Raw genomic sequence first — 16,738 nt, 5'->3', positions numbered from 1 at the left:
TTCTTTTAACCTTTCTCTTTTTTTCTGAATTCAGTTAATTTATCACCGCCTTGTTTACCGAAACAGGGTTCCCATTTTCATCGTAGATATAAAATCCCTTACCGGTACGTATACCCAATTGGTTGGATCTGTACAGTTTCCATAAAATCGGATTGGGCTTATAGTGTTTCTCACCAAATTCGTTGAACATCGCTTCCATAAGAGTAACAAGTCGTTCTATCCCTATTATATCAGCCATTCTGAATATACCGTAGCGCTGACCATATATTATCGTATAAGTCTCCTCAATATCTTCCAGTGAGCAAACTCTCTCCAGTAGAATCTGACAGGCCTCATTCAGCATGTTAACCATTATACGCATACTCACGTTTCCGTTGCTCTCGTTTATACGATGCGGCTTATAGTTAATCAGCTTAGCAAAAACCTCCATTTTGCTGTAAACCTCCTCTGAAGTATACATACCGCTCACAATCTCAAGTATACGTGCATCAGGATGAGCAACCGGGAAATAAAGACTCACACATCTATCCTTGTGAACCAGTTCCGAAGCAAGTTCACTGATAATCACTACTGATCCGTTTGTGGCAATTATAGCATCTGTGTCCAGGATCTCTTCCAGTCTTTTAAATATGCTTTTTCTCAAAGGAGTACTTCTACGCCCACCTTCAGTAAATCTTGTACATTCAATTACCATATCGCAACCGGCAAAATCCTCATATTGCAGAGTAGGAGTAATGCGGTTCATAATGATTCTTTTTTCTGCCTGAGTAAGACCCCAGTTCTTGATCTTGTGATCCATTACCTTCTCAATCTCCTTAATCACAACATCAATCCTCTCCTGAGATTCTTCAAGAAATACTACCTCCATTCCTGCTGTTGCAGTCATATTGATAATATTTCTTCCCTCTTTACCGGCACCTACAACTCCAATTCTTGAGAACAATGGCTTTTTCTTACTATCAGATGTTATGGTAAGTCCATACTTCTCAATTGGTTCTATAATCATTTCACTCATAAGAATGTGGCTATTTATCTATTTGTTTTTATTTAATTCTTTTTTAGTCCGATTGCCTGGTTTGCTGTAATTGCTACCATGTTATAAATATCTTCGACAGAGCAACCTCTTGATAAGTCGTTTACCGGTGCAGCCATACCCTGCAATACAGGACCAACTGCCTGTGCATTGCCAAGTCTCTGAACCAGCTTATAACCTATATTTCCCGATTCTAGTGAGGGGAAAACTAATACATTAGCTTTCCCTGCTATAAGGCTGCCCGGAGCTTTGCTTGAACCAACTGATGGCACCAATGCTGCATCTGCCTGCAACTCACCATCTATAAGCAGGTTGCTATCCATCTTTTTAGCCAGGTCTGTTGCCTCTCTCACCTTGTCCACCATCTCATGATCAGCACTTCCTTTAGTAGAGAAACTAAGCATTGCTATTCTAGGCTCTACATTAACAAGGCTCTGCATGGTTTTAGCCGATGAAACAGCAATTGATGCAAGCTCCTCTGCATTCGGGTTTGGCATCACGGCACAATCAGCGAACAACAAAATACCGTTCTCTCCATATTGAGGTGTCTGTGTAAACATTATGAAAGCACCAGATACAACCTTCACACCCGGTAAAGTTTTTATAATCTGTAGTGCCGGCCGCAACACATCACCAGTGGTATTCTGAGCGCCTGCTATCTCCCCATCTGCATCACCATTTTTAATCATCAGGCATGCCAGGTATAGAGGATCTTCCACAAGGGACGATGCTTTTTCAAAAGTCATCCCTTTATTCTTTCTTATCTCAACAAGAAGATCTGTATATTCTTTTTTCTTTGTGTGTTCTTTTGGATTTACTATCGTTGCTTTATCGATATTATTCAATCCCATTTTTTTTGTTGATTCCTTGATTGATTGTTCATCACCAAGCAGTATGATGTCTGCAATGCCGTTTGACAATATTAAATCAGCAGCACGAAGAGTTCTTTCTTCTGTCCCCTCCGGCAATACTATTCGCTGTTTATCAGCTTTAGCTCTCTCTATAATACTTTCGAGTAAGTTCATTATTTTATATTTGTTTTGGTTTTTCAATCAAGATAATCAGGATACTATATAATTAATTATAAAGTATAAACCGCAAAAGTACAAAAAAATGAGCTAAATAAATAGTAAATCTCAATGTAAAAGGAAAGCATCACTCTCTTATCAGCTTGTTCCTGTCAATAATTGTCACTTTACGACCATCAAGCTTGATTATTCCATCATCCTCCATTTCTTTCAGAGAGCGGGCAAGTGACTGCCTCTGCACACCAAAAAACTCTGCAAGTTGAGTGCGGGACCGTTTAAGTGTAAATGTACCGGACTCAGCAGTGGTCTTTTCCAGAAAGAATGTTGCCAGTTTCTTCCTCAGACTCTTCAGTGAAATCATCTGCAGTTTACTTGTAAGATAGAGAGTTAAATCTGCATTCATTGTAAGAAAATTGGTAAGCATCTGTTTATTGTTTGACATCTCTTCAAGCCATGCCTCTTTCGAAATCTTCAGAAAAATGCATGGCTCCACTGCAATCACATCGAATGGATAAATATTTCTCTCACCATATATAAAAGAGGGGGCCAAAGGTATAACAGCCTCCATTATATCTATATCCAGAATATTTCCCTCCATGGTAATCATCTCCGTTCTCACGCTTCCCATTACAAGAAGCATAACAGAACTAATCGGATCACCCTGCATAACAATAGTCTCCCCTTTTTTAAACGTCAGCACCTCCTTTACATTTCTATCGAGAAAACGGTCATGTTCAGTCTGACTCATATTCCTGAATAACGGACAGTAAGTTAAAGATTGTCCCGAATGGTCCTGTTTATGCTCATCATGTTGATGAGAATGACCTGCAAATTCACCCTTAATGATATTATGCTCCCTAAGCAGGCGTGCTAAATGATCGTGTGAAAGCCCTTTTTGATTTTCCATTATCTTTTTGAATATGTTGATAGTAAGAATGTAAAGATGATTTTTCTTACCTTGTTGCTAAATAATGTTAAGAACTCAGGAGTGTCGCCCTGGTGACAATTATCGGGTATTACAGAGCATATCTTTGCAATACATAATAAGAAAGTAAAAAAATAATTTCGGTTTTGGCGACAAATAAAACAGAAGCTTCTAGAAAAAGTTTCCAATATCGAACTTAACATGAATAAAACGAAATTAGTAAAAACATTTAAGCATAGCAACTCTTTAAAAAACAGAATTATGAAAACAGGTAATTTCTCATTTAAAATGAATTGGACAAAGCAGATACTCACACTATCTCTTTTCGCATTATTTACAATAATAAGTACACAAACAGCTTCAGCCCATTGTGACTCATTTGACGGACCTGCACTTAAAGATGCAGCAAAAGCTCTGGAAACCAACAATGTTGATCTGATCCTAAAGTGGATCGATGCTGATATGGAGGCTGAGGTTGTACCTCTGTTTCACAAAACATACAGCCTGAGAAATGGTGATAAGGAGATATATGAAATTGTGAAAAAGCACTTCTTCGAAACATTTGTACGTCTGCATCGCGAAATGGAAGGAGCAAGTTTTACAGGCTTAAAACCTGCAGGATCGGTCGCACCAATCACAATGATGAGTGATAAAGCTCTTGAAACGGGCGATTTTGAAAGCTTGCTTAAAGCACTTAACAACCATATAAATGGAGTACTACAGGAGAAATTCGACAAGACAGAGGCTTTATTCAAAGTGAAAGACAATTCAGTAGAGGAGGGGCGTGAATATGTTGCAGCATATGTAGACTACACCCATAGTATTGAGGCTGTACATGACATATTATTAGGTGGAGGTGGCCACAGTCACTAAAATCAAATCAGGTAAAATCAAATCTTCATGAACAAAAGAAACGGTGATCATAAGCATTTCAGTCTTAAATCACCGTTTTATTATACCTAAATTAGCCTTACCTTTCTCTTTTGCAACTGAGCTTTATAAGAGCGATATAAGAGCAAGGTAAGTCCAAAATAAGAAAAATGTACCAGCTTTTACTTAATTACTTCTGAAGCCAGACTCATTTTTTGTCTGATCTCAGGTGTACATAGATTACCTATACTACCCTCATGAGTATGGTTAACCTTTTTCTCTGCTGTAAAAGTACCTTCCTGAACTTTCTTGCCAACTATCTGATATGCTTCACGAAAAGGTATTCCCTGTAGGACAAGATTGTTTACCTCTTCCACTGTAAAAAGGTAGTTGTATTTTGGATCTGAAAGTATATCATTATTTACGCTTATGTGCTGAAGCATAAAGTGAGACATTCCTAAGATCGAGTGGAGAGTTTCAATTGCAGGAAACAGCACCTCTTTTAACAGTTGATAATCACGATGATATCCATGAGTCATATTTGTTGTCATCATCGTTATCTCATTTGGGAGGCTTTGTAATCGGTTGCTATAAGCTCTTATCAGCTCCCATACATCAGGATTTTTTTTGTGTGGCATAATGCTTGATCCGGTAGTGAGTTCTTTAGGATAAGAGATGAATCCGTAGTTACCAGACAGATACATACAGTTATCTGCAGCCAGTTTGTTTAGTGTTGAAGCTATATTTGCCATTCCCTGAGCCAGTACACGTTCTGTTTTTCCTCTGCCCATTTGTGCTGCAATTACGTTGTAGCTCATCGTACCAAAACCAAGTTCTTTGGTAGTCATCTCTCTGTCAAGAGGGAAAGAGCTGCCGTAACCTGCTGCAGAACCAAGTGGGTTCTGATCAGCCACTCTCCATGCTGCAGCTAATGAGTGCATATCATCAACCAGTGATTCTGCATAAGCACCAAACCATAACCCAAATGAGGATGGCATAGCAATTTGTGCATGTGTATATCCCGGAAGTAAGCTGTCTTTATGCTGTTCGCTTAGTGACTGTAATAGATTAAATAGCTGCAGTACCTCATCTTTGATCTGTTTTATCTCCTCTTTCAGATAAAGTTTTATATCAACAAGTACCTGATCATTGCGGGATCTACCTGAATGGATCTTTTTGCCAATCTCTCCCAAACGCTCTGTAAGCATAGCTTCAATCTGAGAGTGGATATCTTCTACATCATCATCGAGTCTAAAGTTACCTTTTTCTACCTCTGCTAAAATGTTTTGAAGCTCATCCTGAAGTGTTTTTTCCTCATCTTCATCGAGAAGACCAATCTTAACCAGCATTTTGATATGTGCCATTGATCCGATTATATCATGCTTAGCCAGTCGCAGGTCCAGTTTCCGGTCATTCCCTACAGTGAACTCCTCCACCAGTTTGTTGGCATCAAAGCCTTTATCCCATATTTTTGCCATCTATCTTTATTATTGTATGTTTTACGAAATAAATCGTTTATAAAACGATTATCAATCAATAATCTCAGTAAGTTGCGAAACAAAACTGATATAACCCTTAATACCCTGTTCAATTTCACTGATAAGTACATACTCATCCGCCTGGTGAGAGCGAGATGATTCGCCCGGCCCCATTTTTATTGCAGGGCAGGTTATCCTCATCCAGTCAGATGTAGTTGGAGAGGTGTATGTCTCGATACCCAACTGTGCGGTGCACTTCATCAACCAATGATTTTCCGGAGTAGCGGAACTTCTGTTGGTCAGATTACGAGCCTTTAGCTCACTTTTAACCAAGGGCTGAAGAATTTCCATAATTTCACTGTTGCTGTATTGCTCTGTTGGACGTATATCCACAACAAAGCTGCAATGGTCAGGTACCACATTATGCTGGGTGCCGGCCATTATTTGAGTGACAGTTAATTTCACCTCTCCCATAGTTGGTGAAATTCTGTCGAACCTAACAGACCTCAATGTGTTAATATCTTCCAGTGCAATATAGAGTGCGTTTACACCTTCGTTACGAGCGGCATGACCGCTTATACCTTTTGCCATACCATCTATAACCAGCAAACCGCGCTCAGCAATAGCACCCCTCATTCCCGTTGGTTCTCCAATTATAGCCATATCCACATAAGGTCTCAGCTTTTCCCATAAAAGGCGCATACCGTTGGGACCCGAATTCTCCTCTTCTGTTGAGAGAACCAGCATCAAATTTATTGGCAAAGGATTATTATAAAAATGCAGGAAGGTGTGTATCATAGAAACTACACTGGCACCTGCATCATTGCTGCCAAGACCATAAACATGAGTGTCTGATTTTCCTGGGTTAAATGGATCGATACTATAACCGGAAGCGGGCAGAACTGTGTCCAGATGCGAGTTTAGCATTAATGTTGGTTTACTTGCATCATGATCAGGCTGACGGAATATAAGGTTATTTCCTATTCTTTCACCGGTGATACCTTTCTGTTTGAAATAATCTGTAAGAAAATCAGTGCGTAACTCCTCCTGACCTGAGTAAGCTTTTAGTGACACAAGCTCCCTGAGTAGTTCAGCAGCATTATCTATGTTCTTATTTTCAACCATTTAATTAACTATTAATCAATACTGTTCCTTTTCCTGTCAACAGATTCTTTGCATGCAGGATTATTACTTCAGAAACGCCATGTGATATTGCATTAAATGAGTTAAACAGTTTTGGAATCATCCCATCTGCAATTACACCCTGTTCAATAAGTTTATCGCACTCATCACGGTTAATACTCTCGATAAGGCTTTCAGGATCATCTATATTCATAAGCACACCCTCTTTCTCAAAACAGTAATAGAGAACAGTTTTATACATCCCTGAGAGCGCCGTGGCAACCGTATAAGCTATTGTATCAGCATTAGTATTGAGGAGTGTGCCATTACCATCATGTGTGATTGCACAAAATACAGGTGTTATATCACTTTCAACCAGTTTAGATATGAAATCTTTATTCACTTTCTGAGGATCAGGATCCCCAACAAAACCAAAATCAATTGGTTCAGGTGATCGGCGAATAGAAGGAATGCAGTTTGCATCAGCACCAGACAAACCAATGGCGTTACACCCAAGTTTCTGAAGAGAAGCAACAATGTCTTTATTAATCAGTCCGGCATAAACCATTGTGACAATTTTAAGGGTTTCAGCATCAGTTATTCTTCTGCCATCTACCTTCTTTGTCTCAATGCCAAGTTGTACTGACATTTTTGAAGCAATTGCACCTCCACCATGAATCAGCACTTTTGGTCCTTCCAGACAGTTGAAATCAGTAAGGAATGTTTCTAATGCTTTGGGATTATCAACGATGTTCCCTCCGATTTTTACAATAGAAAGTTTAGCTATATTGTTGTTTCGATTATTTTTATCATTATTATTCATCATCATTTCTTGACTACAGTTTTTCTTCTTTGTACAACGAAAATGTATATTCTGCGAATCGAACAATGAATTTGATTTTCTGTCTTATTAATGCGAGTTTAAATCAAATAGTGAACAAGCAGCTAATGGGTTAAAAAAATAGTGTAAACTAGAAAAAATCATACCTTTATTTAAAGAAGAAAATAATCCCTGGAAACCGGATAATTAAGATTACAAATCCTTCAAAATCTCTTTAAGAACAACTTGAGCGGAAACAACTCTGTTAGCTGCCTCAGGAATGACAATAGATTGCGAACCATCTATCACTTCATCGCTCACAATCATGTTGCGGCGAACAGGAAGACAGTGCATAAAATAAGCATTATCAGTAAGTGCCATCTTGGCGGAGTCAACTGTCCACGAGCGATCTGTACTCAAGATTTTACCATAATTGGGATCTTTATAGGCTGCCCAGTTCTTAGCATAAATAAAATCAGCTCCTTTGTATGCTTTTTCTCTGTCATATTCAACAGTTGCATTGCCGACAAACTTCTCATCCAGTTCATATCCCTCAGGATGAGTAATTACAAACTCATAATCAGTTGCATTCATCCACTCCGCGAAAGAATTGGAAACAGCCTGCGGAAGAGGTTTAGGGTGAGGAGCCCAAGTCAGCACCACTTTTGGTCGCTCCTTCTTCTTAAACTCTTCAATAGTAATCAGATCGGCAAAACTCTGAAGAGGGTGACGCGTAGCAGCCTCCATACTGAATACGGGTCGCCTTGAATAATGAATAAACTGATTAAGGATAACCTCGTTATAGTCATACTCCTTATTTTCGAACTGAGCGAAAGACCTTACACCTATAATATCACAATAGGAACCCATAACCGGGATAGCTTCAAGTATATGTTCAGGTTTATCACCATCCATAATTACTCCTTTTTCGGTCTCAAGCTTCCATGCACCTTGATTAATATCAAGAACGATTACATTCATCCCGAGATTAAGAGCTGCTTTTTGTGTGCTTAAGCGGGTGCGCAGACTAGAATTGAAGAATATCATCAACAATGTTTTATTTTTTCCCATTTCCTGATCTGCATATGGATGTTCTTTGACAAACATTGCTTTTTCCAGAGCCAGACTCAGATCACCTATGTCGTGTACGGATGTAAAGTTTCTCATATTATTTAGTTTAATTTCTTTATTAGTTCGTCAATAAAAATATCGATCTCCTCCTTTGTAATCGAGAGAGGAGGGAGTAGTCGCATTATGTTGTTTTTTGCTCCACCGGTAAAGATATGACTTTCGAACAACAACTGGTTACGAACAGATGAATATTCAGGTTTAAACTCTATACCGAGCATTAGTCCATAACCACGTACATCAACTACACCATTAATATTTAGCAGTTTTTCTTTCAGATACTCGCCCACAGAAGCTGCATTATCAACAAGTGATTCATCTTTGATAACATCGAGAACAGCAATCGCAGCAGCACATGCAAGATGATTCCCACCGAAGGTTGTACCCAGCATTCCTTTTTTTGCTTCAAATTTAGGAGAAATCAGCAGACCTCCTATAGGAAACCCGTTGCCCATGCCCTTAGCAGTAGTAATCAGATCGGGCTTTATATCTGCAAACTGATGAGCAAAGAACTTTCCGGAACGACCATATCCTGATTGAATTTCATCGAGTATTAAAGGGACGTTATGTTTTTTGCAAAGCTGGTCGAGTTGCTGCAGAAATTCAGCTTCGGGAACAAATATACCTGCTACACCCTGAATTCCCTCAATAATTACAGCTGCAACATCACCTTTATTTAACTCTGCCTCTACAGAAGCTATATCGTTGAGTGTTGAAAATGTGACTTCATGGCCACTGTTGAAAGGTGATTGTATATCTGGATTGTCTGTGATTGCGACTGCTCCGGAGGTGCGACCATGAAATGCCTCTTTGAAAGCTATTACCCGGCTTTTCCCTGTATAAAAAGAGGCCAGTTTAAGTGCATTCTCGTTGGCCTCAGCACCTGAGTTGCATAAGAAAAGAGAGTAGTCGGTATACCCGCTTTGCTCACCAAGTTTTTGAGCAAGAGTCTTCTGCAGTGAATTTAGTACTGAATTAGAGTAAAAGCCTATCTTCTCTACCTGATCACTTATTGCTTTTATATAAACGGGGTGTGAATGACCTATGGAAATTACTGCATGTCCGCCATACAGGTCAAGATATTCATTACCCTCATTGTCCCAGACATGACATCCCTTAGCCTTAACTGGCTCAATATTCCATAAACTGTATACATCAAATAGTTCCATTTTCATTCTTACAATTTAAAATTAAAACGCACTTCCCTTTAATTTTAATCCAAGCGACTCATCAAAACCAAACATAAGGTTCATGTTCTGTACGGCTTGACCAGATGCACCTTTTACCAGATTGTCAGATATTGATGTTATATGTATATAACCGTTATGGAATTCAATATGCAGAAGACATTTATTTGTGTTTACAACCTCTTTGAGACTGATGGGTTTATCAGAAACAAACACGAAAGGTGAGTCGGCATAATAATCTTTGAAGTATGCAATTGCTTCATCATCAGTAATGGTTCCATTCCATTTTGTATATAAGCTTGCAAAGATCCCACGGGTAAAATCACCTCTCATTGGCACAAAGTTGATTTGTGGCAGGTTACTGTTACCTGCAGAAATAAGTGTGTTGCTGATCTCTTCAAGATGCTGATGAGTAAAAGGTTTGTAAACAGAGATATTATTGTCGCGGTAACTGAAATGTGTTGTTTCGCCAGGTTTCTTTCCTGCTCCAGTTGAGCCTGTGATGGCATGTATGTGAATATCTTCTGTTAAAAGATTCTTTGATGCAAGTGGTAAAAGAGCCAGCATTATTGTTGTGGCAAAACAACCCGGATTGGCAACGTTATCAGCTTTACGAATCTCTTCGCGGTTCTGTTCGCATAATCCAAAAACAAACTTCCTGTTTCCAAATTCAGGTTGATTGCGGAAGTCGTTCCCCAGATCTATAACCTTGCATCCTGCTGGCAGTTCATTCTTCTCAAGAAATTCTCTCGATAATCCATGTCCCAGGCAAAGAAATATTACATCGGGATTTTTAAAAGTATCACTATAGACAAGATCGGTTTCTCCAATCAGATCTCTGTGTATATCAGATACAGACATTCCAACGGATGTTGTACTGATTACCGACTCAATATTTACCTCAGGGTGGTGAAGCAGGATACGCAGAAGTTCTCCCGCTGTATATCCTGTTCCACCTGCTATACTTACATTAATCATTATCGTGAATTGTATAATAAATTTTCAATGGATTGGCAGTTACTTTTGTAAATCCTACCACATCCTGACCTGTAAAAGATTTATTGCTTTCGCCATATTCGCCGAATTTCGAACTCATTAGATCGAACTCACTTGAGCAGCCCAATACCGAGAAGTGATATGGACGAAGCTCAACTTCAACTTCCCCTGTTACATATTTCTGTGTATCGTTGAGGAATGTTTCTATATTTCGCATAACCGGTTCAAGGTATTGAGCCTCATGCATAAGCTGACCGTACCAGTTGGAGAGCTGATCTTTCCAGTAGAGCTGCTGTTTTGTAAGAACATGCTTTTCCAGCAGGTGATGCGCTTTAACAATAATAAGAGGAGCCGGTGCCTCGAAAGCAACCCTGCCCTTTGTTCCAATAATTGTGTCTCCTACGTGGACATCGCGACCAATCCCGTACTGTGATGCAGTTTTATGCAGTTTGTGTATCAATTCAACCGGATCCATTTTCTCACCATTTAGTTTAACAGGTTCTCCCTTCTCAAAACCTATGGTGATTCTTTCTGTTCCATGATTTACTACTTGCGATGGGTAGGCTTCTTCAGGAAGTACACCTGATGATTTCAATGTTTCAACTCCACCCACACTTGTTCCCCAGATACCCTGGTTTATTGAGTATTTTGATTTTTCCCATGAAAAGTCAAATCCCTTCTCTTTGAGATAGTCGATCTCCTGCTGACGAGAGAGGCTCAGCTCACGTATCGGAGCAATTATTTTTACTTCAGGAGCCAGAACTTCAAACACCAGGTCGAATCTTACCTGATCGTTCCCGGCACCTGTACTTCCATGTGCAACATAATCTGCCCCTGTTTTTCTTACATGTTCAAGTATTGCCATTGCCTGAAAGAAGCGTTCAGAGCTAACTGAAAGAGGATATGTGTTGTTCTTTAACACATTGCCAAATATCAGATATTTAATACCATTATTATAATAATCATTAACAGCATCTATGCATGTATGAGAGGCAGCTCCCAGTTTAAGGGCACGTTCTTCAATTTTAGCTGCTTCTTCATCAGAGAATCCGCCCGTATTAACTATTACGGTGTGTACTTCCAACCCTTTTTCATTCATTAGATAAGGGACGCAAAAGGAGGTGTCGAGACCACCACTGAATGCTAAAACTACTTTCTGTTTCATTTCTTATATAATTTATTTGGTTTTCTTGTTTTGATTACCGGTTTTACAACCTTTTTGGCGAATGTGCTGGGCTTCTGAACAGGTTGTGTGGAAGGATCCTTGGGATCATAAAGCAAACCAGTACAGAGACACATTTTAAAGTTGTTACGCTGCAATATATCGTAATTTCTGCAACCTTTGCAACCATTCCAAAACTCTTCATCATCTGTAAGCTCAGAAAAAGTTACAGGTTTAAATCCAAGCTCCGTGTTCATTCTCATTACAGCTAATCCAGTAGTAATACTAAATATTTTAGCGTTAGGATATAGCTTGCGTGAAAGATCAAATATAGTCCTTTTGATTTTTTTTGCAAGGCCCTGGTTACGATAATCAGGGTGTACAATCAATCCGGAGTTGGCTACAAATCGTTTGTGACTGAACGTTTCAATATATGAAAAGCCTACTAATTTATCACCGTCGAGAGCGATGACGGCTTTACCTGCCTCAATTTTTTCTGCAACATATTCGGCACTGCGTTTAGCAATACCGGTGCCACGAGCCTGTGCTGATTCGTAAATCAAATCGCATATCTCTTGAGAATAACCTACAAAACTGCTGTTTGCAATATGAATTTCTACATTCATTTTAATATAATAAAAAAGATAGTTGTTGTGTTGTGAATAATCGCAATAAAGCGACAAAAGTAAATAGACGGAGGGACAGAGTCAGCATACTGTTTGCTGTCTGTATATAAATCAAGAGCGTCGTCGGACAAGGACTGCTGCTTGTTGAAGGTTTGTATGTGATAAAAACATTATCATAGAACCGCAAAAGTAGTAATAATAATTTAATAATAGCAATACTTTAAAAAAAATATCTATTATAATAAAAGGTAATAGAGCAAAATGTTAACGGTTGTCGTTGAAATTGAGAAAAAGTGTTATAAAAATTGTCTTTTTGACGCTTTTTCCTTATTTTTGTGTTTCAGGTGAAAACAACACATATCAACCTGAACCACATCTGCAGGTTTTTATTCTCTCCTGTGTTAAAAATTAATATATAATATGGAAACAATTAAGTACAGAAATTATATTCTTAGGAATTTTACCGATTTACCCCAAATTAGTTCTCTAACTCAAGAAGAACAGGAAGCTATCAGGGTAGTTGGTCAGGTATTACCGTTCAAAGCTAATAACTATGTTGTGGAGCAGCTTATCGATTGGAATAATGTTCCCAATGATCCAATCTTTACACTCACATTTCCCAGAAAGGAGATGTTATCCAGGAAAAATTATAATGAAGTGAAATCACTTTTGGACAAAGGAGATGAGGCAGCTCTTAAACAGAAGGTTTATGATATAAGGATGAAACTGAATCCTAATCCTGCAGGTCAGGAAAAGAATATTCCAATGGTTGACGGAATAAAGCTGCACGGTATGCAGCATAAATACAGAGAGACTGTATTGTTTTTTCCCAGTCAGGGACAGACTTGTCACGCATATTGCACATTCTGTTTCCGCTGGCCACAGTTTTCTGGCATGAATGAACTTAAGTTTGCAATGAAGGAGGCTGATCTGCTGCATAGATATCTTTTAAAACATCCTAAAGTAACAGATGTTCTTTTTACAGGTGGTGACCCTCTTACTGCAAAAGCAAGTATAATGGCTGCATATATTGAACCACTGCTTACTAAAGAATTTGATCATATCAAAAATATACGTATTGGAACTAAAACTCTTTCATACTGGCCATACAGATTTTTAACAGATAAGGATGCAGATGACCTTCTTATGCTGTTTGAAAAAGTGCAGAAAGCGGGTAAACATCTTGCCTTCCAGGCGCATTTCAATCATCCGGCTGAATTATCTACTGATGTAGTGAAGCAGGCAATTGAACGTATTAGAAATACAGGTGCACAGATTAGAACTCAATCGCCACTACTGCGACATATAAATGATGATCCTAAAATATGGGCAAATATGTGGAAAGAGCAGGTTAGACTTGGTTTAATACCCTATTATATGTTTGTAGCCAGAGATACCGGATCTAAAGAGTTTTTTGATGTGCCACTAGAGAAAGCATGGGATATTTTCCGCAAAGCATACAGAAGTGTTAGTGGGGTTAGTCGCACCGTAAGAGGACCAAGTATGAGTGCTGGTCCGGGTAAGGTTCAAGTACTGGGTGTGACAGAGGTACATGGAGAAAAAGTATTTGTGCTGAGATTTATTCAATGCCGTAACCCAAAATTAATTGATATACCTTTCTTCGCGAAATATGATAAAAAGGCAACTTGGTTTGATGAATTAGTGCCTGCATTTGGAGAAAAAGAGTTTTTCTTTCAGAAAGATAATCTGTTAGGAAAGAATGGAAGAGACACTGATTTTATTTGGGAATAGTAAGAAAATAACTAACATATCAACTTACTTATCAACAAAAAAGATAACGTTTTAAATATTTAACACAAAAATATTCGATTTATTGTTTATTTTGCCATCTGAAGCAACATAAGAAAGTTGCTTTATGAAAATTGAAGTATGGGAAGAATAATCTCTTTGGCAAATCAGAAAGGCGGAGTTGGTAAAACAACTACTACAATTAATCTTGCAGCCTCGTTGGCAGCTTTAGATAAAAAGGTGCTCGTAGTTGATGCAGATCCACAGGCAAATGCCTCCTCAGGTTTAGGTATCGATATTAAAAGTGTGGAGAATACTATTTATGAAGGACTGATTGGTAAAAGCAAGTCTCAGGATACTATACTCAACACTCCATTTGAAAATATCGATATCATACCTTCACATATTAATCTGGTAGGAGCGGAAGTGGAGATGGTTCAAATGGATAACAGAGAGAAAAGACTACGGGAATTACTTTTGCCATTAAAGGAAATATATGACTATATTCTGATTGATTGTTCACCATCTTTAGGCATAATTACAGTTAACGCACTTACTGCTGCCGATTCTGTAATGATTCCTGTTCAGTGTGAGTATTTTGCACTTGAAGGACTAAGTAAGTTGTTGAATACTATTAAGATTATTAAATCAAAACTTAACAAATCCCTCGAAATTGAGGGGTTTGTTCTAACTATGTATGATTCACGTTTAAGACTTCATAACCAGATTTATGAGGAGGTGAAACATCACTTTAAAGAGCTGGTATTTACTACGGTAATCCAGAGAAATATCACTCTTAGTGAATCACAAAGTTTTGCTCAGCCTGCGTTAATGTATGATGCCGGTTCGCGAGGGGCTATCAATTACCTTCAGCTTGCACAGGAACTTATTGGAAAAAATGCCTAACTTTGTAGATCTGACAAATTAAATTATGGCAAAAAAGAATGCATTAGGACGAGGATTGGATGCACTGATAACCTTTAATGAAGGCGATACACAGGGCTCCTCATCAATTAGTGAGGTTGAACTTCATAAAATTGCACCAAATCCTGATCAACCAAGAAGGTCTTTCGATGAAGAGGCTCTTCAGGAGCTTGCAGCTTCAATAAAATCAATCGGTCTTGTTCAACCTATTACTTTAAGAGAGATTGATGAAGATTCTTATGAAATAATTGCCGGAGAGAGACGTTACCGCGCATCGTTGATGGCAGGATTAACGTCAATACCTGCATATATAAAAACTGCCGATGATGATGAGACTATGGAGATGGCGCTGATTGAAAACATTCAGCGTGAAGATCTTAACTCCATAGAGATTGCATTGGCTTATCAGAAACTTATCAACACACTATCTTTGACTCAGGAGCAGCTTAGTGAAAGAGTAGGGAAAAAAAGAGCCACTGTAGCTAACTACCTGCGTCTTTTAAAATTGCCTGCTGAAGTTCAAATGGGTGTCAAAGATAAAAAGATAGATATGGGTCATGCACGAGCTTTGGTAACCATGAACGATCCTGTTGCTCAGCTTTCACTTTATAATGTTATATTACAAGAAGGTCTTTCTGTGCGAAACGTAGAGACAATTGTAAGAGAGTATAGTGATGGAAAGCAGATTGAGGATATCATAAATCCCGAAGGTAAAAGTACAAAATCAGAAAATAAGAAAACAAAACAGAAATTATCGGATGACTTCGAAATTTTAAAGAAGCATCTCTCTTCCTATTTTGAAACAGATGTTCAGTTCTCCTATAATAAGAATGGAAAAGGGAAGATTACAATTCCTTTTAATTCGTCAGATGAACTGGAAAGAATTATAGTTATGTTCGATAAAATGAAATAACAAATTTAGTATGAAGGTTTCCGGATTGCATGTTTTTCTGCTGTTTATATTTTATTCTGCCGGATTGCATGCACAGATTTTTTCTACTCAACAACATACTGATTCATTACAGATAGTTGCAAAGGATTCAACTTTTGCGATTGAGGGTGATTCAGCTGATGTTGTTGTAATAGACAGAAAATCACCACTTTTACTTCCTGAAACATATTCAGATAAGTTCTCCGCTCCTATGTATATGTTTAAACCTACACCCAGGAAGGCTGTAATATATTCAGCCATTTTTCCGGGTCTGGGTCAGATTTATAATAGAAAGTACTGGAAATTACCTATCTTGTACGGTGGTTTTGTGGGGTTTACATATGCAATAACTTGGAATAACGGTTATTACAGTGATTATCTTGGGGGGTATCAAGATATTATGGATAGCAATCCTGAGACTAACAGGTGGCAAAATCTGCTGCCATTTGGCATGGATCCTGAATCAGTAGATCAAAAATGGTTCACGGATGTTCTTCAGCAAAGGAAGGACTATTACAGATATTATCGTGATTTGAGTATAATTGGGACTTTTGCTTTATACTTACTTGCAATTGTTGATTCTTATGTTGATGCTCAATTGTTTGATTTTGATATGAGTCCTGATTTATCTATGCGAATAGAGCCTGCACTTTTAAGGGAAGAAAGGCCTAACTACATGGGAAGCTCCTATGGTCTGCAATGGAGTATTAATTTTTAGATTTTAATATCAGATAAAATATTGAATAAAGAGGAAATCCT

Annotated in this window: 16 protein-coding genes; 5 read left to right on the top strand and 11 right to left on the bottom strand. The window is 38.3% G+C overall.

Annotation, left to right across the window (positions count from 1 at the left end; translation table 11 throughout):
- Positions 1-34: 34 nt before the first annotated feature.
- The 3 genes from BN1354_RS08525 to BN1354_RS08515 form a co-directional block, all read right to left on the bottom strand.
- Complete coding sequence (locus tag BN1354_RS08525) at positions 35-1,015, bottom strand: 3-hydroxyacyl-CoA dehydrogenase family protein (RefSeq protein WP_045088869.1); 981 nt, start codon at positions 1,013-1,015, stop codon at positions 35-37.
- Between the two features lie 32 nt (positions 1,016-1,047).
- A complete protein-coding gene (gene pta / locus BN1354_RS08520) occupies positions 1,048-2,058 on the bottom strand; it encodes a phosphate acetyltransferase (RefSeq protein WP_053826845.1) in 1,011 nt (336 codons plus the stop codon).
- A 130-nt stretch (positions 2,059-2,188) separates the two neighbouring features.
- The gene (locus BN1354_RS08515) at positions 2,189-2,968 is read right to left on the bottom strand and encodes a Crp/Fnr family transcriptional regulator (protein ID WP_052673056.1); all 780 of its coding nucleotides are present in this window, start codon (positions 2,966-2,968) and stop codon (positions 2,189-2,191) included.
- A 279-nt stretch (positions 2,969-3,247) separates the two neighbouring features.
- Between BN1354_RS08515 and BN1354_RS08510 the strand changes: the two genes are divergently transcribed.
- A complete protein-coding gene (locus BN1354_RS08510) occupies positions 3,248-3,859 on the top strand; it encodes a DUF6448 family protein (protein WP_045090746.1) in 612 nt (203 codons plus the stop codon).
- A 179-nt stretch (positions 3,860-4,038) separates the two neighbouring features.
- Here BN1354_RS08510 and argH read toward each other — a convergent pair whose 3' ends face one another.
- The 8 genes from argH to BN1354_RS08470 form a co-directional block, all read right to left on the bottom strand.
- A complete protein-coding gene (gene argH / locus BN1354_RS08505) occupies positions 4,039-5,334 on the bottom strand; it encodes an argininosuccinate lyase (protein WP_053826844.1) in 1,296 nt (431 codons plus the stop codon).
- A gap of 51 nt (positions 5,335-5,385) precedes the next feature.
- A complete protein-coding gene (locus tag BN1354_RS08500) occupies positions 5,386-6,459 on the bottom strand; it encodes a M20/M25/M40 family metallo-hydrolase (RefSeq protein ID WP_045088872.1) in 1,074 nt (357 codons plus the stop codon).
- Positions 6,460-6,463: 4 nt separating this feature from the next.
- Complete coding sequence (argB, locus tag BN1354_RS08495; protein ID WP_231623096.1) at positions 6,464-7,285, bottom strand: acetylglutamate kinase; 822 nt, start codon at positions 7,283-7,285, stop codon at positions 6,464-6,466.
- 204 nt (positions 7,286-7,489) lie between these two features.
- Positions 7,490-8,443, bottom strand: a complete 954-nt coding sequence (locus BN1354_RS08490; RefSeq protein WP_053826843.1) for an N-acetylornithine carbamoyltransferase — start codon at positions 8,441-8,443, stop codon at positions 7,490-7,492.
- A gap of 5 nt (positions 8,444-8,448) precedes the next feature.
- Positions 8,449-9,573: an aspartate aminotransferase family protein gene (locus BN1354_RS08485; RefSeq protein ID WP_045090748.1), complete on the bottom strand. Its 1,125-nt coding sequence runs from the start codon at positions 9,571-9,573 to the stop codon at positions 8,449-8,451.
- 21 nt (positions 9,574-9,594) lie between these two features.
- Positions 9,595-10,569, bottom strand: coding sequence for an N-acetyl-gamma-glutamyl-phosphate reductase (gene argC, locus BN1354_RS08480; protein ID WP_045088874.1), 975 nt, complete (start codon positions 10,567-10,569; stop codon positions 9,595-9,597).
- The gene (argG, locus tag BN1354_RS08475; protein WP_045088875.1) at positions 10,562-11,752 is read right to left on the bottom strand and encodes an argininosuccinate synthase; all 1,191 of its coding nucleotides are present in this window, start codon (positions 11,750-11,752) and stop codon (positions 10,562-10,564) included. The genes argC and argG overlap by 8 nt, the downstream gene beginning before the upstream one ends.
- Complete coding sequence (locus BN1354_RS08470) at positions 11,749-12,375, bottom strand: GNAT family N-acetyltransferase (protein WP_053826842.1); 627 nt, start codon at positions 12,373-12,375, stop codon at positions 11,749-11,751. The genes argG and BN1354_RS08470 overlap by 4 nt, the downstream gene beginning before the upstream one ends.
- Positions 12,376-12,795: 420 nt before the next feature.
- Here BN1354_RS08470 and BN1354_RS08465 point away from each other — a divergent pair, with 420 nt between their 5' ends.
- The 4 genes from BN1354_RS08465 to BN1354_RS08450 all read left to right on the top strand — a co-directional run bounded on the left by BN1354_RS08465 (position 12,796) and on the right by BN1354_RS08450 (position 16,697).
- Positions 12,796-14,127: a KamA family radical SAM protein gene (locus tag BN1354_RS08465; RefSeq protein WP_045088877.1), complete on the top strand. Its 1,332-nt coding sequence runs from the start codon at positions 12,796-12,798 to the stop codon at positions 14,125-14,127.
- A gap of 138 nt (positions 14,128-14,265) precedes the next feature.
- Positions 14,266-15,030 carry a ParA family protein gene (locus BN1354_RS08460; RefSeq protein ID WP_045088878.1) on the top strand — a complete coding sequence of 255 codons (765 nt, stop codon included), beginning with the start codon at positions 14,266-14,268 and terminating at the stop codon, positions 15,028-15,030.
- A gap of 25 nt (positions 15,031-15,055) precedes the next feature.
- Positions 15,056-15,961 (top strand): ParB/RepB/Spo0J family partition protein, encoded by a 906-nt coding sequence (locus BN1354_RS08455; RefSeq protein ID WP_053826841.1) that lies wholly within the window; start codon positions 15,056-15,058, stop codon positions 15,959-15,961.
- A 10-nt stretch (positions 15,962-15,971) separates the two neighbouring features.
- Positions 15,972-16,697 (top strand): DUF5683 domain-containing protein, encoded by a 726-nt coding sequence (locus BN1354_RS08450; RefSeq protein WP_053826840.1) that lies wholly within the window; start codon positions 15,972-15,974, stop codon positions 16,695-16,697.
- Positions 16,698-16,738 lie beyond the last annotated feature (41 nt).

Source organism: Lascolabacillus massiliensis (assembly GCF_001282625.1).
Lineage (GTDB): Bacteria > Bacteroidota > Bacteroidia > Bacteroidales > Dysgonomonadaceae > Proteiniphilum > Proteiniphilum massiliensis.
This window is presented reverse-complemented; position numbering and strand designations above follow the sequence as displayed.